This is a genomic window from Lysobacter sp. DMC97 (assembly GCF_056313745.1).
Genome location: NZ_JBQUZR010000007.1, coordinates 64,883 through 87,252, shown reverse-complemented (window position 1 = coordinate 87,252; position 22,370 = coordinate 64,883). Strand labels below are relative to the sequence as shown.

22 protein-coding genes and 1 pseudogene are annotated in these 22,370 nt (G+C 69.3%); 11 read left to right on the top strand and 12 right to left on the bottom strand.

Going from position 1 to position 22,370, the window contains the following annotated elements; genetic code table 11:
• The 4 genes from ACT53Q_RS15845 to ACT53Q_RS15830 all read left to right on the top strand — a co-directional run bounded on the left by ACT53Q_RS15845 (position 1) and on the right by ACT53Q_RS15830 (position 4,231).
• The gene (locus ACT53Q_RS15845; RefSeq protein ID WP_476187620.1) at positions 1–135 is read left to right on the top strand and encodes a hypothetical protein; all 135 of its coding nucleotides are present in this window, start codon (positions 1–3) and stop codon (positions 133–135) included.
• Positions 132–614 (top strand): copper chaperone PCu(A)C, encoded by a 483-nt coding sequence (locus tag ACT53Q_RS15840; RefSeq protein WP_476187619.1) that lies wholly within the window; start codon positions 132–134, stop codon positions 612–614. The genes ACT53Q_RS15845 and ACT53Q_RS15840 overlap by 4 nt, the downstream gene beginning before the upstream one ends.
• A gap of 100 nt (positions 615–714) precedes the next feature.
• On the top strand, positions 715–2,841 hold the full coding sequence (locus ACT53Q_RS15835) for a TonB-dependent siderophore receptor (RefSeq protein ID WP_476187618.1): 2,127 nt from the start codon (positions 715–717) through the stop codon (positions 2,839–2,841).
• Complete coding sequence (locus tag ACT53Q_RS15830) at positions 2,831–4,231, top strand: PepSY-associated TM helix domain-containing protein (protein WP_476187617.1); 1,401 nt, start codon at positions 2,831–2,833, stop codon at positions 4,229–4,231. Before ACT53Q_RS15835 ends, ACT53Q_RS15830 begins: the two co-directional genes overlap by 11 nt.
• 51 nt (positions 4,232–4,282) lie before the next feature.
• Here the strand turns inward: ACT53Q_RS15830 and ACT53Q_RS15825 are convergent, their stop codons facing one another.
• Genes ACT53Q_RS15825 through ACT53Q_RS15815 form a run of 3 tightly spaced genes read right to left on the bottom strand, consistent with a single transcriptional unit; the run spans position 4,283 to position 7,826 of the window.
• Positions 4,283–5,536 (bottom strand): ABC transporter permease, encoded by a 1,254-nt coding sequence (locus ACT53Q_RS15825; RefSeq protein WP_476187616.1) that lies wholly within the window; start codon positions 5,534–5,536, stop codon positions 4,283–4,285.
• On the bottom strand, positions 5,533–6,297 hold the full coding sequence (locus tag ACT53Q_RS15820; RefSeq protein WP_476187615.1) for an ABC transporter ATP-binding protein: 765 nt from the start codon (positions 6,295–6,297) through the stop codon (positions 5,533–5,535). The genes ACT53Q_RS15825 and ACT53Q_RS15820 overlap by 4 nt, the downstream gene beginning before the upstream one ends.
• Positions 6,294–7,826, bottom strand: a complete 1,533-nt coding sequence (locus ACT53Q_RS15815; RefSeq protein WP_476187614.1) for an efflux RND transporter periplasmic adaptor subunit — start codon at positions 7,824–7,826, stop codon at positions 6,294–6,296. Before ACT53Q_RS15815 ends, ACT53Q_RS15820 begins: the two co-directional genes overlap by 4 nt.
• A 166-nt stretch (positions 7,827–7,992) precedes the next feature.
• Between ACT53Q_RS15815 and ACT53Q_RS15810 the strand changes: the two genes are divergently transcribed.
• Positions 7,993–8,340 carry a DMT family protein gene (locus tag ACT53Q_RS15810; RefSeq protein ID WP_476187613.1) on the top strand — a complete coding sequence of 116 codons (348 nt, stop codon included), beginning with the start codon at positions 7,993–7,995 and terminating at the stop codon, positions 8,338–8,340.
• A 140-nt stretch (positions 8,341–8,480) separates the two neighbouring features.
• Here the strand turns inward: ACT53Q_RS15810 and ACT53Q_RS15805 are convergent, their stop codons facing one another.
• From ACT53Q_RS15805 to nudE, 6 genes are all read right to left on the bottom strand, one after another.
• Positions 8,481–8,783, bottom strand: coding sequence for an Mpo1-like protein (locus ACT53Q_RS15805; protein WP_476187612.1), 303 nt, complete (start codon positions 8,781–8,783; stop codon positions 8,481–8,483).
• Between the two features lie 14 nt (positions 8,784–8,797).
• Complete coding sequence (locus tag ACT53Q_RS15800; RefSeq protein WP_476187611.1) at positions 8,798–9,148, bottom strand: hypothetical protein; 351 nt, start codon at positions 9,146–9,148, stop codon at positions 8,798–8,800.
• 9 nt (positions 9,149–9,157) lie between these two features.
• Positions 9,158–9,523: a hypothetical protein gene (locus ACT53Q_RS15795; RefSeq protein ID WP_476187610.1), complete on the bottom strand. Its 366-nt coding sequence runs from the start codon at positions 9,521–9,523 to the stop codon at positions 9,158–9,160.
• Positions 9,520–10,374: a nucleoside triphosphate pyrophosphohydrolase gene (gene mazG / locus ACT53Q_RS15790; protein WP_476187609.1), complete on the bottom strand. Its 855-nt coding sequence runs from the start codon at positions 10,372–10,374 to the stop codon at positions 9,520–9,522. Before mazG ends, ACT53Q_RS15795 begins: the two co-directional genes overlap by 4 nt.
• A gap of 90 nt (positions 10,375–10,464) precedes the next feature.
• Entirely contained in the window at positions 10,465–11,292 is an 828-nt protein-coding gene (gene cysQ / locus ACT53Q_RS15785; RefSeq protein WP_476187608.1) for a 3'(2'),5'-bisphosphate nucleotidase CysQ, read from the bottom strand.
• Complete coding sequence (gene nudE, locus ACT53Q_RS15780; protein ID WP_476187607.1) at positions 11,273–11,833, bottom strand: ADP compounds hydrolase NudE; 561 nt, start codon at positions 11,831–11,833, stop codon at positions 11,273–11,275. The genes cysQ and nudE overlap by 20 nt, the downstream gene beginning before the upstream one ends.
• A gap of 32 nt (positions 11,834–11,865) precedes the next feature.
• Here nudE and bioA point away from each other — a divergent pair, with 32 nt between their 5' ends.
• From bioA to ACT53Q_RS15755, 5 genes are all read left to right on the top strand, one after another.
• Positions 11,866–13,269 (top strand): adenosylmethionine--8-amino-7-oxononanoate transaminase, encoded by a 1,404-nt coding sequence (gene bioA, locus ACT53Q_RS15775; RefSeq protein ID WP_476187606.1) that lies wholly within the window; start codon positions 11,866–11,868, stop codon positions 13,267–13,269.
• On the top strand, positions 13,260–13,994 hold the full coding sequence (locus ACT53Q_RS15770; RefSeq protein ID WP_476187605.1) for a 16S rRNA (uracil(1498)-N(3))-methyltransferase: 735 nt from the start codon (positions 13,260–13,262) through the stop codon (positions 13,992–13,994). The genes bioA and ACT53Q_RS15770 overlap by 10 nt, the downstream gene beginning before the upstream one ends.
• A gap of 269 nt (positions 13,995–14,263) precedes the next feature.
• Positions 14,264–14,632, top strand: coding sequence for a hypothetical protein (locus ACT53Q_RS15765; RefSeq protein ID WP_476187604.1), 369 nt, complete (start codon positions 14,264–14,266; stop codon positions 14,630–14,632).
• A 3-nt stretch (positions 14,633–14,635) separates the two neighbouring features.
• On the top strand, positions 14,636–15,346 hold the full coding sequence (locus ACT53Q_RS15760) for a hypothetical protein (RefSeq protein WP_476187603.1): 711 nt from the start codon (positions 14,636–14,638) through the stop codon (positions 15,344–15,346).
• A gap of 228 nt (positions 15,347–15,574) precedes the next feature.
• A complete protein-coding gene (locus ACT53Q_RS15755; protein ID WP_476187602.1) occupies positions 15,575–16,030 on the top strand; it encodes a YybH family protein in 456 nt (151 codons plus the stop codon).
• 330 nt (positions 16,031–16,360) lie between these two features.
• On the opposite strand, the gene ACT53Q_RS15750 is transcribed toward ACT53Q_RS15755, so the two are convergent.
• From ACT53Q_RS15750 to ACT53Q_RS15740, 3 genes and pseudogenes are all read right to left on the bottom strand, one after another.
• Positions 16,361–16,843, bottom strand: coding sequence for a chemotaxis protein CheW (locus tag ACT53Q_RS15750; RefSeq protein WP_476187601.1), 483 nt, complete (start codon positions 16,841–16,843; stop codon positions 16,361–16,363).
• A gap of 34 nt (positions 16,844–16,877) precedes the next feature.
• Positions 16,878–19,103: a chemotaxis protein CheB gene (locus ACT53Q_RS15745; RefSeq protein WP_476187600.1), complete on the bottom strand. Its 2,226-nt coding sequence runs from the start codon at positions 19,101–19,103 to the stop codon at positions 16,878–16,880.
• Positions 19,096–21,912 (bottom strand): annotated as a pseudogene (locus ACT53Q_RS15740) (response regulator); the annotation flags it as partial. The gene ACT53Q_RS15745 and the pseudogene ACT53Q_RS15740, both read right to left, overlap by 8 nt.
• A 230-nt stretch (positions 21,913–22,142) precedes the next feature.
• On the opposite strand from ACT53Q_RS15740, the gene ACT53Q_RS15735 reads away from it, so the two are divergent.
• Positions 22,143–22,370, top strand: a 228-nt coding sequence (locus tag ACT53Q_RS15735) for a pentapeptide repeat-containing protein (protein WP_476187800.1), incomplete at its 3' end; no start/stop codon positions are given.

Below are 22,370 nucleotides of genomic sequence, written 5' to 3'. Positions count from 1 at the left end.
ATGGAAATCTTCTTTTTCCTCACGATCGTCTGGGTCATGGCATGGGCGATCTTCCTGCTCTCGGCACTGACCCAGAACGACGGCCGCCGCGTCCACACCCACACCCTGCTCGACGACATCGAGATCACACTATGAACCTCATCATCCGTTTGCCCCTCGCCGCCGTGTGCGCTGCGACCATCGCCACCGCCGCGTTCGCCGCGAAGCCCAAGCCCGCGCCGAAGCCCGACCCGCTGGTCATCGAAAACCCGTGGGCGCGCGCGACGCCGCCGGGCGCGCCGGTCGCCGGCGGCTTCCTCGTCGTACGCAACGCCGGCAAGGCCGATGATCGTCTGGTGTCGGCCAGCAGCCCCGATGCCGACAAGGTGGAACTCCACGAGATGCGCATGGACGGCGGCGTGATGCGCATGCGCCGCATGGACGAGGGCCTGGCGATCACCGCCGGCGGCACGCTGGCGCTCGCGCCCGGCGGCTACCACCTGATGTTCATCGGGCCGAAGCATCCGTTCGCGGCCGGGCAGACCGTCACCGCGACGCTGCGCTTCGAGCACGGCGGCGAACGCACCGTGCGCTTCGACGTCCGCGCAATGGGCGCCGGCGCCGCGCAGCACTGATCCGCTTCCCGTCCTGACCGCATCACCCGCGACACCGCTGCGGTGCCCCAGGGCGCCGGGCGATGCCGCGCGTCATCCCTTTTCCGAGATCGAAGTTCCCATGCAGACCCTGTCCGTGTTGCTCTCCTCCGCTTCCGCCACCGGCCGTCGCGACCTGCGCGTGGCCGCACTGCCCGCGCTGATCGCCGCGCTGCTCGCCACGCCCGCGTTCGCCGCCAACGAGGCCGCGTCCGCCTCGCCCGAAGACCTCGACACCGTCGTCGTCACCGGCACCAAGACCGACGAGGCATTCGGCACGAAGTCCGGCATCCCGCTGTCGAAGATGCCGCAGAGCGTGCAGGTCATCTCCGCCGACACGATCCGCACCGAAGGCGTGCGCAGCGTCGGCGACCTGCTGCGCGACGTGCCCAGCGCGAACCCCGGCAACTCGCGCGTCGCCCGCTACCAGAGCTTCAGCCTGAAGGTGCGCGGCTTCCTCGCCGACCAGATGCGCAACGGCATGCGCCAGCGCTACTACGAGGACATCGACGCGTCCGCACTGTCGAACGTCGAGCGCGTGGAAGTGCTGAAGGGCCCGTCGTCGGTGCTGTACGGCCAGTCGGCGATCGGCGGCATCCTCAGCATCATCACCAAGCGGCCGGAGACGACCTTCGGCGGCAGCGCGTCGCTGCGCATCGGCCAGAACGACGAACGCGTCGGCACATTCGACCTGACCGGCCCGCTTGCGGCCGATGGCCGTTTCGCGGCGCGCCTCAGCGGCGAGATCGAGCGCTCGGGCACGTTCGTCGACGGCCAGGACCTCGATCGCGACAACGTCGCGCTCGCCGCACGCTGGAACGTCTCCGACGCGGTGACGGTGCACTGGCTGTCGGAATACATCTCGCGCGAGACGCTGGGCTATCCGGGCCAGCCGGTGACCGGCACGGTGGTCGGCAACGGCCACGGCACGGTGCGCCGCGGCGTGTTCCTCGGCGAGCCTTCGCTGCGCCCGCTCACTGCGGATTCGCCGCTGATCCAGCTGTGGGCCGACATCCGCCTGTCCGACCGCTGGACGCTGAGCCCGCGCTACCAGTACCAGGGCTTCCGCACCGAGTTCAGCCAGATCCGCGTGCGCGGCATGCAGGCCGACGGCGTCACCCTCAACCGCAACGGCCGCTACGGCAAGGAAGACGACGACTACCAGATCGCGCAGCTCGATCTCGCCGGCCGCGTCGAGACCGGCCGCGTCGGCCACCAGTTGCTGCTGGGCGTCGAAGGCAGCCGCGAGGACAGCACCTTCGTGCAGTCCAACCTCACCAACGTCGGTCCGGTGAACATCTACGCGCCGGTCTACACCTACCCCGCCATCGCGCCGGTGACCGTGCACGCCTTCGACTTCGCCGGCCTCGGCGACGGCACCGCGGTGTATGCGCAGGACCTGGTCTCGCTGTCGCCGGCGTGGGACGTGATCGTCGGCCTGCGCCACAGCCGGCTCGACTACACCCAGACCAACGACGGCGTGCGCGATGACTCCAGCAGCGCGGCGACGACGTGGCAGTTGGCGACGAACGTGCGGCTGTCGGATCGCTGGTCGCTGTTCGGCGGCGTGAACACCGGCTTCGACGTCGAAAGCACGATGGGTGCGCGCGCGGCCGACGGCCATGCGTTCGATCCCGAGCGTTCGCGCCAGGTCGAGGCCGGCGTGCGCTACGGCAGCGACCACCATCGCGTCAGCGTCGCGCTGTTCGACCTGCGCCGCTACGACGCGCTCACCGCCGACCCGGTCGATCCCGACTTCAGCGTGCAGGACGGCGAGCAGCGCGTGCGCGGACTGGAAGTCGAGGGCGTGTCGCGCTTCGGCGAGGCGTGGACGCTGACCTGGGGCGCATCGCGGATGGACGGCAAGGTGCTGCGCAGCCACGACGGCGACCAGGACGCCGAACTCGGCGACACGCCGAAGCTCACCGGCCTGCTGCGCACGCGCTACACACTGGCGGACACGCCGTGGTCGTTCGATGCGGGCGTGTACGGCGTCGGGTCGCGGCGACTGGTGAACGGCAGCGACGTGCACCTGTCGGGCTACGCGCTGGTCGATGCCGGCGTGCAGTACGCGCAGCGCGACTGGTCGTTCGGGCTGACCGTGAACAACCTGTTCGACCGTCGCTACTACACCGCCTCGGGCAACACCTTCAGCGTGCTGCCGGGCGATCCGCGCCACGTCGCCCTGCGCGTGACGTATGCCTTCTGACCACGACCGCCACGACCCGCGCATCGCTGCGCACGCCCATCGCGCAACCTGGCGATGGCATGCATGGCTGGGGCTGCTGGCCGCGCCGGTGATGCTGGTGCTCGCGATCACCGGCGCGCTCTATCTCTACGACACGGAGATCGAGCGCGCCTGGTACGGGCCGTTGATGAACGTGACGCCGGGCCCGCGCCCGGCGTCGCCGGATGCACTGGAAGCCGCGGTGCACAAGGCATACCCGCAGGCGACGCTGGCCTCGGTCGCATGGCCGCACGATGACACCCACGTCGCGACCTGGACGATCGCCGACCCGCAGGCCGGACGCCTCAACGTGTTCGTCGATCCGTGGACGGCGCGCGTGCTCGGCGCGTTGCCCGAGGACGGGCGACTGATGCGGGTGATCGTGCGCCTGCACGGCGAACTGCTGGCGGGACGCGTCGGCGACGGCGTGGTGGAACTGGCGGCGAGCGCAGGCCTCGTGCTCGCCGTGTCGGGCCTCGCACTGTGGTGGCCGAAACGCTGGCGGCTGCGCGCGGTGTTCGTGCCGCGGCTGCGCGCACGCGGCCGCGCATTCTGGCGCGATCTGCACGCAGTGCCGTCGGCACTGCTGGCTGCGGCGCTGGTGCTGCTGGTGCTGTCGGGCCTGCCGTGGTCGGGGCTGTGGGGCGAACGTCTCGCGGCGCTGGGCACGCTCAGCGCCGCGACGATGCCGACGCCCAACTTCCGCGACCCGCCGCAGTTGGACGAGGACGCTTCGGCATCGCCGCACGCCGGTCATGCCGCGCATCACGCCAAGCCCGCGCACGAAACCGCGGACGTCGCGAAGCTGCCGTGGACGATCCGCCACAGCGTCGCGCCGCAGCTTGACGTCGGTGCCGACGACACGCGCATCCCGCTGTCGCAGGTGATGGCCATCGCCGCCGCGCGCGGGCTCGCCGACGTCGGGCCGAACCTGCGCGTGTTCTATCCCGATGGCCCGCGCGGCGTGTACACGATCAGCCTGGTGCCGTCGCGCGCCGAAGGCCAGCGCACGATCTACCTCGACCCGCGCGACGGCCGCGTCATCGACGACATCGGCTGGTCGCGCTACAGCCCGCTCGGGAAGGCGGTGGAATGGGGCGTGGAAGTGCACGTCGGCCGCGAATACGGCGAACCGAACCGGCTGATCGCGCTGCTGGTCTGCCTCGGCCTCGCGCTGACCTCGTGCGCGGCGCTGGTGCTGTGGTGGACACGGCGCGCGCCGGGCACGCTCGGCCTGCCCGACGCGAAAGGCGGCCGGCTGCCACGCTGGCTGCTGGCGACGATGCTCGTCTGCGGCCTGCTGTTCCCGCTGCTGGGCGTCGCGCTGCTGGTGCTGTCGATCGCCGACCGGCGGCGTCCCGCGCACGCCTGAAGCGGTTCCGCACGGACGGTCGCGACACGAGCCGCGACCGTTCCGTCGGACTCACTGCGAACGCAGCGCCTCGATCGGATCGAGCAGCGACGCCTTGCGCGCCGGGTAGTAGCCGAAGAACAGACCGGTCGCGATCGAGAACCCGGCGGCCAAACCAATGACCTTCGCATTGAGCGCCACCGGCAGGCTGCCGGTCTTGCCGACCAGCAGCGCGCCGATCACGCCGAGCGCGATGCCGATGACGCCGCCGATGATCGAGATCAGCATCGCCTCGGCGAGGAACTGCATGCGGATGTCGCGCGGGCCGGCGCCGACCGCCATGCGCAGGCCGATCTCGCGGATGCGTTCGGTCACCGACACCAGCATGATGTTCATGATGCCGATGCCGCCGACGATCAGCGAAATGCCGGCGACCGCGCCCAGCAGCCACGACATCAGCTTCGTCGTCTGCGTGCGTGTGGCGACGATCTCGGCGAGGTTGCGCACGTTGAAGTCGTCGTCGTCGCCGGGCTGGATCTTGTGGCGCTGGCGCAGCAGCGCTTCGATCTCGCCCTGCGCCGTCGACAGGCCCTGCGGGTCGGCCACGCCGACGCTGATCTGCATCACCGCGCCCGGCGGCAGCGCCGCGTTGCTGGACATGCGCCGGCGCGCGGTGTCGAGCGGGATCACCACGAGGTCGTCCTGGTCCTGGCCGAAGCCGCCCTGGCCCTTCGACTTCAGCACGCCGACCACGGTGAACGGCACGCGGCCGAGGCGCACGGTCTGGCCCACGGCTTCCTCGTCGCCGAACAGTTCACGGCGCACGGTCTCGCCGAGGATCGCGGTCTTGTCGCCGCCACTGTAGTCGGCGGCCGCGAAGCCTTCGCCCGACGCCAGCTCCCAGCCGTTGATGGAGAACCAGTCCGGCTCCACGCCGTACCAGTTCGTCGACCAGTTGTTCTCGGCGTACACCGCCTGGGTGCCACCACGCAGCACGCCGCTGACGTAGGCGATGCCCGACACTTCGTGGCGGATCGCGTCGGCATCGCCCTCGTTGAGCGTGAAGAAACTGCTGGCGCTGATGCGCACGCCGCCCATGCCGCGGCCGGCGCCGGGGTTGATGTCGAGCCGCTGCGACCCGAGGCCGGAGACGAGCTTCTCGATCTCCGCCTGCGTGCCCTGCCCGACCGACACCATCACGATCACCGCGGCGATGCCGATGATCACGCCCAGCGACGTGAGCGCACTGCGCAGCCAGTTGCCGCGCAGCGCATAGGTCGCGGTGCGCAGGACTTCGACGAAGGTCAGGCCACCGGCGGCGCTCATGCGCGGCCTCCGTTCGCATCGACCGGCGCCGCGTCGCCCTCGTGCGGTGCGTCCTCGAACAGCTCGCCGTCGCGCATCACGCACATGCGATCCGCGTGCGCGGCGACTTCGGCATCGTGGGTGATCAGGATGACCGTGCGGCCGGCGTCGCGCAGGCGCTCGAACAGCGAGAGGATTTCCTGCCCGGTGCGCGAATCCAGCGCGCCCGTGGGTTCGTCGGCCATCAGGATCGGCGGATCCTGGATCAGCGCGCGGGCGATCGCCACGCGCTGCTGCTGGCCGCCGGACAGTTCGCTGGGCCGGTGATGCATGCGCTCGCCGAGACCGACCGCGGTCAGCGCGTCGGCGGCGCGTCGGCGACGCTCGGCAGGCGGCACGCGCGCGTAGCTCAGCGGCATCGCCACGTTGTCCAATGCGCTCATGCGCGCCAGCAGATTGAAGCCCTGGAACACGAAGCCGATCTTGTCGCGGCGAAGCACCGCGCGCGCCTCGGCGTCGAGCGTGGCGACGTCGACGCCGTCGCAGAGGTAGGTGCCGCTGCTGGGCGTGTCGAGGCAGCCGATCAGGTTCATCAGCGTCGACTTGCCGGAGCCGGACGGGCCCATGATCGCGACGAACTCGCCGTGGCCGATGCGCAGGTCGACGTTGCGCAGCGCGACGACCTCGGCCTGCGTGCCGGCGGCGTAGACCTTGCTGAGCGCGCGGGTCTCGACGACCGGGGACGACGCGCGCGCCGCGGACGCAGCGGCGGGCTCGCTCACTTCGCGGCCTCCGCCACCTGCACGCCGACGATGACCTGGTCGCCAGCCTTCAGGCCGCCGTCGATCTCGGTGTTGCTGCCATCGGATGCCCCGACGCGCACCATCACCAGCTTCGGCTTGCCGTCGGCCAGCACGTAGACCGGCGCGCGGCGCGCGCTGACGAGCGCATTCAACCCATCGTCCCAGGTCTTGCGCTGGGCGTCGGTGAGCGCGGCGCGGAAGCCGGCGAACTGCTGATTGAAGCGCTCCAGGCGACGCTGGCGCGCGGCGGCGTCGTTGCCGCCGCTCTGGCCACCGGCGCCGGGACCACCCGGGCCACCGCCCGGCGGGCGCCCGAACAGCGCGCTGCCACCGCTGGGCTGCCCGCCCGACTGCGCGGCCGCCATGCGCGCGGCCATGCGCTCGCGCAGCTTCGCCAGTGCGTCGTCGAACGCGGCCTGCTGGGTCGCATCGAGCTTCAGCGACGCCGCGATCTTCGGCAGTTCGTCGTTCATGCCGCCGCCGCGCTGCGCGGACGCGGCGTCGGGCGCGGCCGCCGCGGCATCGTCGCCGGTCGGCTTGAAGCGCAGCGCCGCGTTCGGCACCTTCAGCACGCCGTCGCGGCGGCTGACCTCGATCTCCGCGTTCGCGGTGAGGCCCGGCAGCAGCGCCTGGTCGGCGTTGTCGACCGACACCACCACCGGATAGGTGATGACGTTGTTGGTGTTCGTCGCCGACAGCCGCACCTGGCGCACCTGGCCGACGAAGCGACGGTCCGGGAAGGCGTCGACGGTGAAGCTCACCGCCTGCCCCTGCCGCACCTGGCCGATGTCGGATTCGTCGACCGACAGCAGGATCTCCATCCGCGACAGGTCCTCGGCGATCTTGAACAGCACCGGCGCCTGCAGGCTGGCGGCCACGGTCTGGCCCGGCTCGACCGAGCGCGTCAGCACCACGCCGTCGACCGGCGAGCGGATCACGCTGCGCGCCAGGTTGAGGTGCGCGTTCTCGGTGGAGGCGAGCTGCTGGCGGATCTGTGCCTCGGCCTGCGCCACCTGCGCACGCGCCTGGTCGCGCTGCGCCTGGGCGAGATCGAGGTCGCTCTTCGCCACCAGCTTGCGGCCGGCGAGGTCGCGCTTGCGGCCGTAGTCGAGTTCGGCGTTGCGCAGCGTGGCCTGCGCGGTCGCGAGGCCGGCGCGGGCGTTGGCGATGGCGGCGTCGCCCTGCGCGATCTGGGTCTGGAAGGTGCTGGGATCGATGCGGGCGATGATCTGGCCCTTGGTCACGTGGTCGTTGTAATCGACCAGCACCTCGGTGAGCTTGCCCGACACCTCGCTGCCGACGTCCACCGTGGACAGCGCGCCGAGCGTGCCGGTGGCGGAGATCGCCACGCGGATGTCGCCCTGCTCCACCGCGGCGGTGCGGAACCGCGGCTGGGCGCTGGTGCCATGGCCCTTCCACCACCAGAGCGCGGCGGCGACCACGGCGAGGCCGATCAGGACCGGCAGGAGACGGGAGAGGCGGAAACCGGAGGAACGCGGAGCAGGCATGGAGGTCGCCGATCGCAGGTCGAAGGGAAGTGAACGCATCCGGACAACAGCGGTTGACAGGCAGAATGCACGAAGGTTCCCTGCGGAATCCCCGGCGTTCGGCGCATCTCTTGGCGTCCGCGGTGCGGCACCGCATCATCGCACGACCTCCCCGGAAACCGCCTCCATGCCATTGGTCATAGACCGTTTCGCCCCCGTCGTCCTGCTGCTGTGCTCGAACATCTTCATGACGTTCGCCTGGTACGGCCACCTCAAGTTCAAGTCGGTCTCGCTGCCGCTGGTGATCCTCGCCAGCTGGGGCATCGCCTTCTTCGAATACCTGCTGATGGTGCCCGCCAACCGCATGGGCAGCGCGGTCTATTCCGCCCCGCAGCTCAAGGGCATGCAGGAAGCGATCACCCTGGTCGTGTTCGCGGTGTTCTCGACCTGGTTCCTCGGCCAGCCGCTGAAGTGGAACCACTGGGCCGGCTTCGCCCTGATCTTCGTCGCCGCAGCGCTGATCTTCAAGGAATGACGCAGGCGGCACTCGGTAGAGCGGCCTTCAGGCCGCTGCTATTTGCGCGACGTAACAGCATTGTCGAAGGCGCATGTATTCCACCCAGAAAGGGCAGCGGCCTGAAGGCCGCTCTACCGAGCCATCGGCGATTCAGTGCGTCAGAACGGAATGCGCCCGATCAGGATGTCCTTGAACATCACCCAGTCGCCCGCGAACGAATAGAACGGATACTTGAACGTCGCCGGCCGGTTCTTCTCGAACACGAAATGCCCGACCCACGCGAACGCATAGCCGCAGACCAGCGCGGCCAGCACCCAACGCGGATCACGCTGCACGATCGCCGCACCCGCGAAACCCAGCGCGCCGAGGCTGCCGACGAAGTGCAGCCGGCGACACGTTCGATTGGCGTGCTCGCCGAGATAGAACGGATAGAACTCGCGGAAGCTGGCGAAACCGGCCATGGGCGTCTCCGGACTCAGGGATCCGCGGCATCCGGCGCGGCGGGTCGCGCCATGCGCTGGAGCAGCAGAACCACACCGTACCAGACGAACAGCATGCCGAGCAGGTTGGGCACGCTGATCGTCCACTCCGACACGCGATAGCCGTAGACCAGCAACGCGACGCCCAGCACGACCAGCAGCACCGGCCACGCCGGCGACACGGTGCCATCACCGGAACGCCCGCGTTGCTGCAGCCGTCGCGCGCAGGCCGCATCGCAATGCAGGCCGAGCGGACCGTCGTGCGCGCAGTCCTCGCCGCACAGCGCCTTGCCGCAGGCCGCGCAGACGCCGACGGCGATGCGGTCGCGATGGCGGAAGCAGTGCATGCCGGCAACCTACTTCAGCTGCGCCGCCCAGCGGCGGTTGCGCAGGAACGTCACCAGCGCGAACAGCACGAACAATCCGCCCATCGTGCTGGCGAAATTCAGCGGCTCGGGATGATCGCGCAGCCCGACGAAGAGGAACACGCCGCCCATCGCGCCGAAGAACAGCGGCCCGATCCAGACGTTGCGTGCCATCGTGCCGTAGGACGCCGCGGTCTTGCGGTTCAGCGCATCGACTACCTCCACCCGCGACCGGCAGGCGTCGCAGCAGACCAGTCCGGTGCCGATGTCCTGCCCGCAATGCGCGGCGCAGACGCCCTTGCCGCAGCCGCGGCAGATGCCGACGGCGTCGAGGTCCTGGTGGCGGAAGCACTTCATGCGCGATCCTCCGGGCATGCGGCGGCACGCTCGGCCGCCTTGGCGCGATTCCAGTAGGCGTCCTGCGCGTCGAGCGGCAGATCCGCCAGCGATACGCCGTCGGACGCGGCCATCGCCTCCATCGCGCGGAAGCGGCGCTCGAACTTGTGGTTGGCGCGGCGCATCGCGGCGCCCGGATCGACCTTCGCGTGGCGCGCGAGGTTCGCGGCGACGAACAGCAGGTCGCCGAGTTCGTCTTCCAGCCGGTCGCGCACCGCAGCGTCGCCGGGCGATGCGGCCAGCGCGTCGAACTCCGCCTGCACTTCTTCCAGTTCTTCGCGCAGCTTGTCGATGACCGGCGCCGGTCCGGGCCAGTCGAACCCGACCGTCGCCGCCTTCTTCTGCAGCTTCACCGCGCGCTGCCACTCGGGCAGGCCGCGGGCGACGCCGGCCAGCGCCGACGTATCGTGCGCGTCGCCGTGCTTCGCGATGCGCTCGCGCTTCTTCTCGGCGTCCCACATCGCGTTGAGCGCATCGCTGTCGGCGATGCTCATGCCGGCAAACACGTGCGGATGCCGGCGCTCCATCTTGTCGCTGATCGCCGCGACCACGTCGGCGAACGCGAACGCGCCCTGCTCCTCGGCCATGCGCGCATGGAACACGACCTGGAACAGCAGGTCGCCGAGCTCGTCCTTCAGGTCGTCGAGATCGCCGCGGTCGATCGCATCGGCGACCTCATACGCTTCCTCGACCGTGTACGGCGCGATGGTCGCGAACGTCTGCTTGATGTCCCACGGGCAACCGGTCTGCGGATCGCGCAGGCGGGCCATGATGGAGAGGAGGCGGTGGATCGGATCACTCATCGGCAGCATGCTCTTGGTAGAGCGGCCTTCAGGCCGCTGCTTGATCGACGTGAAAGATCAGCGGCCTGAAGGCCGCTCTACCGAGGCGCAGCGTGATGCTCACCCGCACCAGCTCGCCCACGGCAACCGCGCGTCGCCCAGCGCGATGAAGTCGCCGTTGAGCAGCGTGTCGCGCTGGTTGTAGCGGAACGGACGGCCCTGCGGGTCGAGCACGCGGCCGCCGGCGGCCTCGACGATGGCCTGGCCCGCGGCGGTGTCCCACTCGCTGGTCGGGCCGAAGCGCGGGTACAGGTCGATCAGGCCTTCGGCGACGCGGCAGAACTTCAGCGACGAACCGACGCCGATCGTCTCGATCTCGCCGGTGTCGGCGGTCATGCGCGCCATGAACGCTTCGGTGCGCGCGTCGCGATGCGAGCGGCTGGCGGCGACGCGCAGCGGCGCGATCGCCGGCACGCGCGTCTCCAGCGCCGTCTCGCCGCCGTCGCGGCGCACGTACGCGCCGTGCGCGAGGTCGCCCCACCACAGCGTGTCCTGCACCGGCGCCTGGATCACGCCGAAGGTGGCCACACCGTCCTCGATCAACGCGATGTTGACCGTGAACTCGCCGTTGCGCTTGATGAACTCGCGGGTGCCGTCGAGCGGATCGACCAGCCACAACCGCGTCCACGCGCGGCGCTCGGCGACCGGCAGTTCCGCCGATTCCTCCGACAGCACCGGGATGTCCGGCGTGAGCCGCTGCAGGCCGGCGACGATGCGCCGGTGCGAGGCGAGGTCGGCGGCCGTCAGCGGGCTGTCGTCGGCCTTGGTCTCGACCTCGAAGCCGCGATCGTAGATTTCGAGAATGTCGGCGGCGGCGGCCTGCGCCAGCGCGATCACGCCTTCGCGGATCGTCTCGTCGAGCAGGACATCACCTTGCGGGTTCGCCATGTCGCAACAACTCCCTGATCAGGAACAGGGCGGCGATCGACCGCCCCTCGGAAAAGTCTTCTTCGAGGATGAGGTCGTGCAGCGCGTCCAGCCGCCACGGCACCACGTCCAGCGGCTCCGGTTCGTCGCCCGGCAGCCGCTCCTCGTACAGGTCGCGGGCCAGCACGAGGACGGTTTCGTGGCCCATGTAGGTCGGCGCGAGGCTGATCCGGCGCACCACGCGCAGCGAGCGCGCGCCGTAGCCGATCTCTTCCTTCAGCTCGCGGTTCGCGGCTTCCTCGGGCGTCTCGCCCGCGTCGATCTTGCCCTTCACCAGCCCCAGCTCGTAGCGATGGGTGCCGGCGGCGTATTCGCGGATCAGCAGCGCGGTGTCGTCGTCGCGCATCGGCACCACGATCACCGCGCCGTGGCCGATGGCCGGCACGCGGTGGTAGCGGCGACGCTCGCCGTTGCTGAACTCCAGGTCCAGGTCTTCGACCACGCGATCGGGGTCGCCCAGGCGGCGACGCACGTCGTGGACGGTCGGCAGCGGGCGGCTCACGGCGCACCCGCGCCGCGGGCGATAATGTGGGGATGACGACGCATCCGCCGATGATAAACGACGCCGACGCCTGGCGGTCGCGCGACCTCGCCGTGCTCTGGCACCCCTGCACGCAGATGCGCGAGCACCCGCACGCGCTGCCGCTGTTCCCGGTCGCCCGCGGCGACGGCGCCTGGCTGGTCGGCCACGACGGCCGCCGGGTGCTGGACGGGGTCAGCAGCTGGTGGACCAACCTGCACGGGCACGCCGAGCCGCGCATCGCCGAGGCCATCGCCCGCCAGGCGCGGACGCTGGAGCAGGTGATCCTGGCCGGGTTCTCCCACGCCCCGGCGGTGGAACTGGCCGAACGCCTGCTCGCCCGCGCCCCGCGCGAACCCGGCCGGGCGCCGCTGGCCAAGGTCTTCTACGCCGACAACGGCTCGTCGGGCGTGGAAGTGGCGCTGAAGATGGCGTTCCATTGGTACCGCAACCGCGGCGATGCGCCGAAGCGCACCAAGTTCGTCGCGCTGACCAACAGCTACCACGGCGAGACCGTGGGCGCGCTGTCGGTGGGCGACATCCCGCTGTACCGCCGGGTCTACGCGCCGCTGCTGCTGGAGGCGCTGTTCACACCCTCGCCCGACGCCTTCGGCGCGACCGATGCCGCCGACGCCGAGCGCCTTGCCGACGCCGCGGCCGACGCCCTCGCCGCCCTGCTCGACGCGCATCCCGACGAGGTCTGCGCGCTGATCCTCGAACCGCTGGTGCAGTGCGCCGGCGGCATGCGCATGCACCACCCGCGCTACCTGCGCCGCGTGCGCGAACTGTGCGACAAGCACGGCGTGTTCCTGATCGCGGACGAGATCGCGGTCGGGTTCGGTCGCACGGGCACGCTGTTCGCCTTCGATCAGGCCGGCGTCCAACCGGACCTGATGTGCCTGTCGAAGGGCCTCACCGGCGGCTTCCTGCCGCTGTGCGCGGTGCTGGCGACCAATGAGATTTACGACGGCTTCCTCGACGACTCGCGCGAACGCGCCTTCCTGCATTCGCACAGCTACAGCGGCAACCCGCTGGCCTGTGCCGCCGCGCTGGCGTCGCTGGACATCATCGAAACCGATGACGTGCTGGCCCGCAACCGCGGCACCGCGGCGCGCATGGCCGCGCTGGCGGCGCCGTTCGCCGCGCATCCGGCCGTCGCCGAAGTGCGGCAGACCGGCATGATCCTCGCGATCGAACTGCATCCCGAGCCGGACAACGCCGAGGACGGCCACGCGGTCGAGATCGCCGGCCGCCGCGGGCTGCGCATGTACCGCGCGGCCTTGGATCGCGGCGTGCTGCTGCGCCCGCTCGGCGACGTGCTGTACTGGATGCCGCCCTACTGCGTCGACGATGCGCAGCTGTCGCTGCTCGCCGACGCCACCGCCGCCGCGCTGGAGGAAGCCGCCCGATGCGCCTGACCCGTGTCTTCGTCGACCTGCCGCTCGCGCCCGGCGCGCGCGTGGCCCTGCCCGAGGATGCGGCCGCGCACCTCGTGCGCGTGCTGCGCCTGCGCGAGGGCGAGGCCTGCGTGCTGTTCAACGGCGACGGCCACGATCACGACGCGACGCTGGCCGCGGCGACGAAGCGTGGCGTCGACGCCGTCGTCGGCGACGCGCGCGCGGTCGACAACGAATCGCCGCTGCGGCTGGTGCTGCTGCAGGGCATCGCCCGCGGCGAGAAGATGGACCTGATCCTGCAGAAGGCGACCGAACTGGGCGTGTCCGCGATCGCGCCGGTGTTCGCCGACCGCACCGAAGTGCGGCTCGACGGCGACCGCCTCGACAAGCGCATGGCGCACTGGCGCAGCGTCGTGGTCTCCGCCTGCGAACAGAGCGGCCGCGCGCGCATTCCCGAACTGCTGCCCGCACGCAATCTCGCCGAGGCCGCCGCCGCGCTGCCGGCGGACGCACTGAAACTCACGCTCGACCCGCAGGGCGAACACCGCTCGGCCTCGCTGGCGATGCCGGCGTCGGCGACCGTGGTGATCGGTATCGGCCCGGAGGGTGGGTGGTCGGAGAAGGACCGTGCCGTGCTGCGTGAGCGCGGCTTCACAGGCCTCCGCCTCGGCCCGCGCGTCCTGCGCACCGAAACCGCGGGACTGGCGGCGATCGCGGCGTTGCAGGCGCGGTTCGGGGATTTGTAGGGTGGGCCCTTGGCCCACCGGGCGGAATTGATATACCGCGCAGATTGAAGTAGAGCGGCGAGTACATGCCGGGACGACAGAAGACGGCAAGAGGTGTGGGGTTCGATGCCGCGCATTGCTCAAAAACGAAACATAGTGCGTATGCCACAGAATCCATACAGCCTTATTTGGAATTTCCAGATTGACCGGCGAGGTTGCCCATGTCAGCCTCCGCGCAATGCCCCACCCGGGGACCCATTGGTAGTTACCATTTTCCGGCAACTCACTACATGACCCCCGACTGGCCCCTTATTGCAGCCTGCATTCTCATCCTGATCAAGCAGGCGCTAAAGCTTTACGTGCTTAACAGACCAGACTTCATTGGACATATCAAGGCATTAGCGGCCTTGCCACTGGATATCATGTTCATAATTACAGCACTCTTCATCCGCGCCGCGAACGAAAAGACTCTTCAGACAGAGCGATTTTACGCTTTGGTTCTTGCATATGTATTAGCAACACTGATAAGCACGCTTCTTTGGCGGCTTGCGGATGAAGCGACGAACACATCATTTGGGTGGAAGTTCTTTTTCTGCTTTACCGCCAACGCCAGTCTTTCTGGCACCTGCCTCTACTTCGCAACGACTCTTCTAGGCTGAGCCATGAAAGAGACATCAATCTATATTGCCGCGACCATCTTCTTTGGAATCTATTTTTTCAGCGCTTTACTTTTTTTATTAGTAAAAAAGTACCTCTCCATAAAAGAGTTAGAAATTAAGTCCGCTCGAATTCAAATCGATGAGTTTCAGGCACACGTCGATCGGCAGCTAACCGATATAAATAATAGGTTTCTTGGCGACCCCGCCCGATGGAAAGAAGTCAACCACATACTTATTTCCGCGCAGACTGGAATTGAACGCGACGATCCGAATCGACAACACGACTTCCTATCTCGCCATGGAGTAAATCCAGAGTTGCTGCGGGAAATGTCGAAATCCGTGTTTGTGCTAACACCGTTCCATGAAGACTACTCTGCGGATTACGACGCCATTTGCGAGGCCGTCACCTCCGTCGGATTCACTGCAAGCCGAGGGGACGAAATAAATATTCATAGTGATATTTTTACTCACATTCTCGATTCAATTGCCCGAGCACGAATTGTCATTGCAAACATAAGCGGTCGAAACCCTAACGTTTTCTATGAGCTTGGCATCGCCCATGCTTTAGACAAAGACGTCATACTAGTGAGCCAACACCAAGACCTTCCATTCGACCTGCTATCGAAGAAAATATTGATATATCGAGACTCACAGGAACTAAGAAATAAGCTTCTCTCAATGATGCCGCAGACACTTTTGGAGCAGAACAGCTAGCAGGTAGCAGAGGCCGTAAGGCGCATAGGTAGGGTGCATAAGCGAAGCGTCATTCACCTTTGGCCACTCGCCGATCATCTATGAGGCACAATGGCGCATGACGCCTTCGGCTTATGCGCCCTACGTGGGCTGCGATCCATGGTGGGGTTCGCTGCGCTCACCGCCACCCTACTGAGTGCGCGCGCCACAGGGCTGAATGGCATCAGGTTCTTCCCGAGCGCGAAAGACATGCCCAGCGACGAAGACCAGATCCGCGCCCTCGTCGACATCTGGCAGGCCGCGACGCGGGCCGGCGATGTCGATACCGTGCTCGGCCTGATGACCGACGATGCGGTGTTCCTCGTGCCCGGTCGTCCGCCGATGGACAAGGCCGGGTTCGCGGAACTGTCGCGTGTGCTGCCCGGCACACCGCGCCCGAGGTTCGAGAGCACGTCCGAGATCATGGAGATCGCCGTGTCGGGCGACATGGCCTACATGTGGAGCCGGCTGTCGGTGACGGTGACGCCGCCCGGTGCGGACGAGCCGATCGAACGCGCGGGCCACACGCTCACGGTGTTCCGCCGTGTCGACGGGCGTTGGTTGTTGGCGCGGGATGCGAATCTGCTGGTCGTGGTGCCGTGCCGGAGCGCGTGTGCCGCTGATGCGCGTGTGGACCCCGTCTTCACACAGCACATGCTTTTGTAGGAGCGACGTGAGTCGCGACGGGCTGCGGAAAGGCTTTCCGGAATCTGTCGCGACTCACGTCGCTCCTACGAAAAGCTCGGTTCGCGCAAGATTTTTGCGGCGGATGCGTTGTGCAGGTGCGGCGCGCGCGAAATGCTCGACAGAGTTTCCTGTGGGAGCGACGGAAGTCGCGACGGGCTACGGAAAGGCTTTCCGGGACTTGTCGCGACTTCCGTCGCTCCCACAGGAAATGTTGCAAGAGCGGACATACTTCCGAGGTGGCGCGATCGACTTCTGGTGCTGCGGGAACAGTCGCGCCCTCGCCGCCCGTGGCGTTTGCCGCGAAGAACCTTACGCCGCGGCCGCCGGCCGCAGCACCTGCAAGATCATGCGTTCGGTGGCGTCGAGGTCGGGGACGAGGGCGACGTCGTCGTTGAACATCACGCGCAGGCGGATGCCGTCGGGCAGCGTTTCTTCGTGCGCGGTCGCGATGATCATGTTGTCGCGGGTGATGGTGACGAGGCGCGGGAAGCCCTGCGCCACCAGCGCGAAGTACGGCAGTTTGGGGTCGCCGCCGAGCGCTTTCAGCACGATCATCTTGGTGCCGATGGCCGAGCCCGGGGTGTGCGTGCCGGCGATGCGCGCGAACGACACCAGCGGCAGGCGCCAGCCGCGCCAGCGGATCTGGCCCAGCAGCCAGTCGGGGACGTCGCCGATCGGGTCCGGGTCGGCGTAGGACAGCACCTCCACCGTCGCGGCGTTCGGCAGCAGCAGCTGCGAGCCGGCGATCTGGATGAGGACGCCTCGGATGTCGTTGACGTGCGGACTGTTCACGGGTGCGGTGCCGTTCCGGTGAGGAGTTCAGCGATCAGGATTGCGCGCGGCTGGGCCAGCGCGCGGCCAGGCGGGCAGCGAGGTCGACGGGCAGGCCCGAGACCGCGCCGCGGCGGCGCAGTTCGGCGCAGGCTTCGCCGTCGTAGCAGTCTTCGGGCGCCTGCGCGATCAGCAGCGCGCCGGCAGCGGAGGCGGCCATCGCGGCGTCGATCAGCCGCGGGTCGCCGCCACTGAGGAACACCAGCACGGTGCGGCCCGGGGCCAGCGTCGCGAACAACTGCGCGCCCGGCGCGGGGTCGGCGATGAACGCCAGGCCGTCCGCGCCCGGATGCACGTCGACGCCGTCGGGCAGGAAGTAGATCGTGCCCGGCGAAGCGATCGCGCCAGCTTCGGCCAGCGCCACCGGCAGCGCCGCGGCGCGCTCCATCTGCGCGACGAGGCGGTCGTAGCGGCCGCCCTGCAGGTGCAGGCGGACCAGCACCACGGCCGGGAATTCGGCCGGCAGCGCCGCGAGTATCTGGCGGGTCGGATCGGGCCCGCCGAGGCCGGCCTCGATCACCACCGCGCCGTCGGCGGCGGCTTCGGCGCCGAAACCACCGGCGCCGCCCTGCTGCTCGTCCATGTCGACCAGCGACAGGCCGGAGATGCGGGCTTCGAGCGCGGAGAGATCAGCGGCACGCGGCGTTTCGCGGGGCGCTTCGGCCGGCGCGGCCGGCGCATCGTCCGTGGCCAGCGACAGGCCTTCGAACGAGAACGTCGGCGGCGTGGGCGTGGCCTCGGTGCGCCCGGGCGCGGCGTCGACCGTACGCGAGGCGGCTTCCGGGATCTGCTTCGCGGCTTCGATGCTGCTGGCGAACAGTTCCTCGAACGACAGCACGTCGGTCGGGCCGGACTGGCGCGGCAACGGCGGCGGCACGGGCGTGGCGGGCGCGGTGTCGAACGCGGTGGTCTCGAACGAGGCGAAGTCCGCCGGCGCGTCGAACGCGGCGGGCAGCGGATCGATCACCGCCGGCGCATCGTCCCCGGCGGCCGGCTTCGCGGACAGTTCTTCCAGGAAGAAGGCGTCGTCGTCGAAGCGCATCGGCGCGATCGCCGGCGCCGCGTCCTGCGCGGGCGTGGACGTGCTGTCGAGCGCGACCTCCTCGATCTCCAGGCCTTCGAAGGCGCTGGCGTCGAAGCTGCCGATGTCGAACGACGGCAGCGGCTTCGGCGCCGCCGGCGCTTCCAGCTCGACCGCATCGAGGTCGATGCTTTCGAGCGTCATCGCCTCTTCGATGTCGTTGTCCTCGGCCGGCGCGGCCGGCGCGGGGGCGATCGGCTCCAGCTCGAAGTTGCCCAGCGTGGCGAACGGTCGTTCGGTGGCGGACGGCTCGCGCGGCGGCTCCGGCGCGGCGGGCGTGGCAGGCGTGTCGAAGTCGGCCAGTTCGAGGCCCGACAGGTCGAAGCCGGACAGATCGAAGCCAGTGACGGTCGGCGGCACTTCGGACGGCAGCGCGGGCGGCGGTGCGACCGGTTCGGCCGGCGGCGGGATGGCGATCGGCGGCGCGGGCGGCGGGACGGCCAGCGGCTCGACCGGCGGCAGCGTCGGCGCCGGGATTTCGATCGGGGGCAGCGGCGGCGGTGCGACCGGTGCCGCCACGGGCGGCGCGGGCGTGGGGGCCGGCGCGGGCGCGGCGGCCACTTGGGCCGGTGCCGGTGCTTCTGCAGGTGCGGGCGCAGGCGCTTCTGCCGGCGCCGCCACGGGCGCGGGCGTCTCGACCGGCAGGCCGTCGACCGGGACCTGCCCGGCGTGGGCTTCGGCTTCGCGCGCCAGGGCGCCGAAATCGTAGTCCTGGTAGGCCGATGCCGGCTTGGGCACGCTGCCCGGAGACGGGTGCAGGTCGTCCTGCTCGACCTCGCCGCCGGGCGGCAGCACGTTGGAATCGCGGCGCAGCTTCGCGGAGAGATGGCGGACCCAGCGCGCGGCGTCCCAGCCGGCGCGATGCGCGGCGAGATCGGCCTCGTCGAAGATCACGGTCAGGTCGGGATCCGACAGCAGGCCGTCGAGACGGTCGAGCGCGGGCTCGATGCTCGGTTCCAGCGCGACCAGCACCGCTTCCGGCGCCAAGGCGCGCAGCGCGGGTTCATCGGTGTCGGCAGGATCGGCGGCGATCAGCAGCGTCGCGCCGGCCTGGCGCAACGCCTCGGCGAGGCTGTCGGCGGCCTTGCCGGCACGCGCCAGCAGGACCACGCGCGGAGCGGCGGCGGCGAACTCAGGCATCGGACCTCACCGGCTCCAGCAGCGAGAAGACGTTGCGCATGAGTTCGTTCTCCTGGTACGGCTTGCCGAGATACCGGTCGACGCCGATGTCCATCGCGCGCTGGCGGTGTTTGTCGCCGGTACGCGAGGTGATCATGATGATCGGCACCTTCGCCAGCCGCGCGTCGGCCTTCATCGCGGTGGCCAGCTCGTAGCCGTCCATGCGCGGCATTTCGATGTCGAGCAGCATCAGGTCCGGCACGACGTCGACCATGCGTTCCAGCGCGTCGAGGCCGTCCTTCGCGGTCAGCACCTCGAAGTTGTTGCGTTCCAGCACGCGGCCGGTGACCTTGCGCATGGTGATCGAGTCGTCGACCACCATGACCAGCGGCACCGCGCGCTGTTCGACGGCCGGCGCTTCCTCGATCTCTACCGGCTGCGCGGCGAGACGACGCACCAGCGGCGCGACGTCGAGGATCACGACGACGCTGCCGTCGCCCATGATCGTGGCGCCGAAGATGCCGGGGATCGACGCGACCTGCGGGCCGATCGGCTTCACCACGATTTCGCGGTTGCCGACGATCTGGTCCACGGTCACCGCGACGTGCAGGTCACCCGAGCGGGTGAGCAGCAGCGGCATCTGCAACTGGCCTTCGGCCTTCGCCGGCGTCTCGCCGACGAGCTTGCCGAGGTCGTGCAGCGCGTATTCCTCGTTGCCGTAGCGGTAGGTCGTGGCGCCGTTGGCGAGTTCGTCGCGCGGGATGCGGCCGACGCCGCGGACCGAAGCGATCGGCACCGCAAAGGTGGTCTCGCCGATGCGCACGAACGCCGCCTGGGTGACCGCCAGCGTCTGCGGCAGGCGCAGGATGAAGTCGGTGCCCTTGCCGGGTTCGGAGCGGATGTCGATCGTGCCGCCGAGCTGGCGGACTTCGCTGGACACCACGTCCATGCCGACGCCGCGGCCGGCGAGGCGGGTGACTTCCTCGGCGGTGGAGAAGCCGGGCTCGAAGATCAGCGCGTCGAGCTGGGCATTCGACAGCGCCATGCCCGGACGCACCAACCCGCGGGCTTCGCCGCGTTCGCGGATCGCCTTGCGGTCGAGGCCGCGGCCGTCGTCGGTGATCTGCAGGACGACTTCCGACCCTTCCTTGCGCACCGCGATGACGACGACGCCCTCGGCGGGCTTGCCGGCGGCGGTGCGCTGGGCGGGCGATTCCAGGCCGTGCGCGACCGAGTTGCGGAGCATGTGCTCCAGCGGCGCGGTCATGCGCTCCAGCACGTTGCGGTCGAGTTCGCCCTGCGCGCCATCGACCTTGAGCTGCACCTGGCGGCCGGTGTCGGCGGCGGCCTGGCGCAGCACGCGGCGCAGGCGCGGCACGACGGTATCGAACGGCACCATGCGGGTGCGCATCAGACCTTCCTGCAGCTCCGAGCTCACGCGCGACTGCTGCAGCAGCAGGGTTTCGTACTGCTGGGTCAGGTCGTCGAGCGTGGTGTGGAGGCTGCCAAGGTCGGTCGCGGTTTCGCTGAGTGCGCGCGACAGCTGCTGCAGGGTGGAGAAGCGGTCGAGTTCGAGCGGGTCGAACGCGGCATCCGGCTTCTCGCCCTCGCGCTGGTAGCGGGCGATGATCTGGGCTTCGGTTTCGATTTCCAGACGGCGGAGCTGGTCGCGCAGACGCGCGGTGGTCTGCTCCATTTCGGAGGTGGCGCCGCGGAAGGCACCGAGCTGCTGTTCGAGGCGCGAGCGGTAGATCGCGACCTCGCCGGCGTAGTTCACCAGGCGATCGAGCAGTTCGGCGCGGACGCGGACCTGTTCCTGGTTGCCGCGCAGGCTGGCGTCGTCCTCGTCGCGATCGCCGAAGGTCATCGGCGCGGACAGCGGGCGCAGGCCCGGCAGCGGCGCGTACGTCGGTACCTCGGCGGCTTCCGGCTGCGCTTCGAGCGTCGTTTCGTCGGTGGCGTCGGCCGTCTCGGCCTCGGCGAGCGCCGGTTCCGGCGTCGCAGCCTCGACGTGCGTCGACTCGCCATGCGCCGCCTCGGCGGGCGCGGTCTCGGCGAACGCGATCTCGAAGTCCTCGGCTTCGACCAGCGCGGTCTCGACCGGCACCGGCTCGAACGCGGCGGGCTCGGAAGCGACCGGCTCGGCCGGCACGGGTTCGGCGAAGGCCGTGTCCAGCGGCGCGGCGTCGAGCGCGATTTCCTCGATCTCGATCGCTTCGTCCTCGACCTCGACCTCGTGCGCAGCGACGGGCTCGGCGGCCTCGGCGTGCGCCTCGAAGTCGGCGAAGGCCGGGGCCTCGACCTCCGGTTCCGGCGCGGACGCCAGATGCGCCGGCAGTTCCAGCGCGTGGCCGAGAGCGCGGGTGTCGAACGCGGCGACCAGGGCATCCGGCACTGCGACCGCACGGCGATCGCCGACGCGGGTGACCATGGTGTGCAGGCGGTCGAAGCCCGTTTCCAGCAGCGGGATGTCGTCGCTGCCCAGGCGCAGGCGGTGTTCCGCCGCGGCTTCCAGCAGCGATTCCATCGCGTGGCCGAGTTCGCCGATCGGCATGACGCCGGCCATGCGCGCACCGCCCTTCAGCGTGTGCAGGTCGCGCTGGAGGCCAGCGATGATCTCGCGGTCTTCCGGCGCTTCGCGCAGGCTGACCAGCAACTGGTCGGAGTGGTCGAGCAGGTCGCGGCCTTCCTCGACGAAGATGTCCATGAGGTCTTCGTCCAGGTCGCGCATGTCCAGCGCTTCGTCCGGGTCGGTGACCGCGGAATGCGCCAGCAGCACGGAGATGACCGAATCGGCGGCGCGCGCGGTGTCCGCGGCCGGCGCGGGCTCGGCCAGCGCGGCCTCCACCGGCGTCGCTTCGGCAGGCGCGGGCTCTTCCGGAATGACGAAGTCGGCGAACGCCGGCAGCTCGACGTGGGCCTCGGGCTCCGGCTCGCCACCTTCGGCGAGCAGGCGCTCGGCTTCCAGCAGTTCGGCTTCGCGACGCTCGGCTTCCAGACGCTCGGCTTCGAGGCGCTCGTCCTCGATCCGGATGAGGTCGAGCAGTTCCTGTTCGCGGAGTGCGGCTTCGGCACGCTCGGCTTCGAGACGTTCCGCTTCGACGCGCTCGGCTTCGAGATGTTCGGCTTCGAGATGTTCGGCTTCGAGACGTTCGGCTTCGAGACGTTCCGCTTCGAGGCGTTCCGCTTCGAGACGTTCCGCTTCGAGACGTTCCGCTTCGAGACGTTCCGCTTCGAGACGTTCCGCTTCGAGACGTTCCGCTTCGAGACGTTCCGCTTCGAGACGTC

Coding starts and splice junctions, on each gene's coding strand:
- ACT53Q_RS15845 (WP_476187620.1), top strand. CDS start 1: ATGGAAATCTTCTTTTTCCTCACGATCGTCTGGGTCATGGCATGGGCG.
- ACT53Q_RS15840 (WP_476187619.1), top strand. CDS start 132: ATGAACCTCATCATCCGTTTGCCCCTCGCCGCCGTGTGCGCTGCGACC.
- ACT53Q_RS15835 (WP_476187618.1), top strand. CDS start 715: ATGCAGACCCTGTCCGTGTTGCTCTCCTCCGCTTCCGCCACCGGCCGT.
- ACT53Q_RS15830 (WP_476187617.1), top strand. CDS start 2,831: ATGCCTTCTGACCACGACCGCCACGACCCGCGCATCGCTGCGCACGCC.
- ACT53Q_RS15825 (WP_476187616.1), bottom strand. CDS start 5,536: ATGAGCGCCGCCGGTGGCCTGACCTTCGTCGAAGTCCTGCGCACCGCG.
- ACT53Q_RS15815 (WP_476187614.1), bottom strand. CDS start 7,826: ATGCCTGCTCCGCGTTCCTCCGGTTTCCGCCTCTCCCGTCTCCTGCCG.
- ACT53Q_RS15810 (WP_476187613.1), top strand. CDS start 7,993: ATGCCATTGGTCATAGACCGTTTCGCCCCCGTCGTCCTGCTGCTGTGC.
- ACT53Q_RS15805 (WP_476187612.1), bottom strand. CDS start 8,783: ATGGCCGGTTTCGCCAGCTTCCGCGAGTTCTATCCGTTCTATCTCGGC.
- ACT53Q_RS15800 (WP_476187611.1), bottom strand. CDS start 9,148: ATGCACTGCTTCCGCCATCGCGACCGCATCGCCGTCGGCGTCTGCGCG.
- ACT53Q_RS15795 (WP_476187610.1), bottom strand. CDS start 9,523: ATGAAGTGCTTCCGCCACCAGGACCTCGACGCCGTCGGCATCTGCCGC.
- mazG (WP_476187609.1), bottom strand. CDS start 10,374: ATGCTGCCGATGAGTGATCCGATCCACCGCCTCCTCTCCATCATGGCC.
- cysQ (WP_476187608.1), bottom strand. CDS start 11,292: ATGGCGAACCCGCAAGGTGATGTCCTGCTCGACGAGACGATCCGCGAA.
- bioA (WP_476187606.1), top strand. CDS start 11,866: ATGACGACGCATCCGCCGATGATAAACGACGCCGACGCCTGGCGGTCG.
- ACT53Q_RS15770 (WP_476187605.1), top strand. CDS start 13,260: ATGCGCCTGACCCGTGTCTTCGTCGACCTGCCGCTCGCGCCCGGCGCG.
- ACT53Q_RS15765 (WP_476187604.1), top strand. CDS start 14,264: ATGACCCCCGACTGGCCCCTTATTGCAGCCTGCATTCTCATCCTGATC.
- ACT53Q_RS15760 (WP_476187603.1), top strand. CDS start 14,636: ATGAAAGAGACATCAATCTATATTGCCGCGACCATCTTCTTTGGAATC.
- ACT53Q_RS15755 (WP_476187602.1), top strand. CDS start 15,575: ATGCCCAGCGACGAAGACCAGATCCGCGCCCTCGTCGACATCTGGCAG.
- ACT53Q_RS15745 (WP_476187600.1), bottom strand. CDS start 19,103: ATGCCTGAGTTCGCCGCCGCCGCTCCGCGCGTGGTCCTGCTGGCGCGT.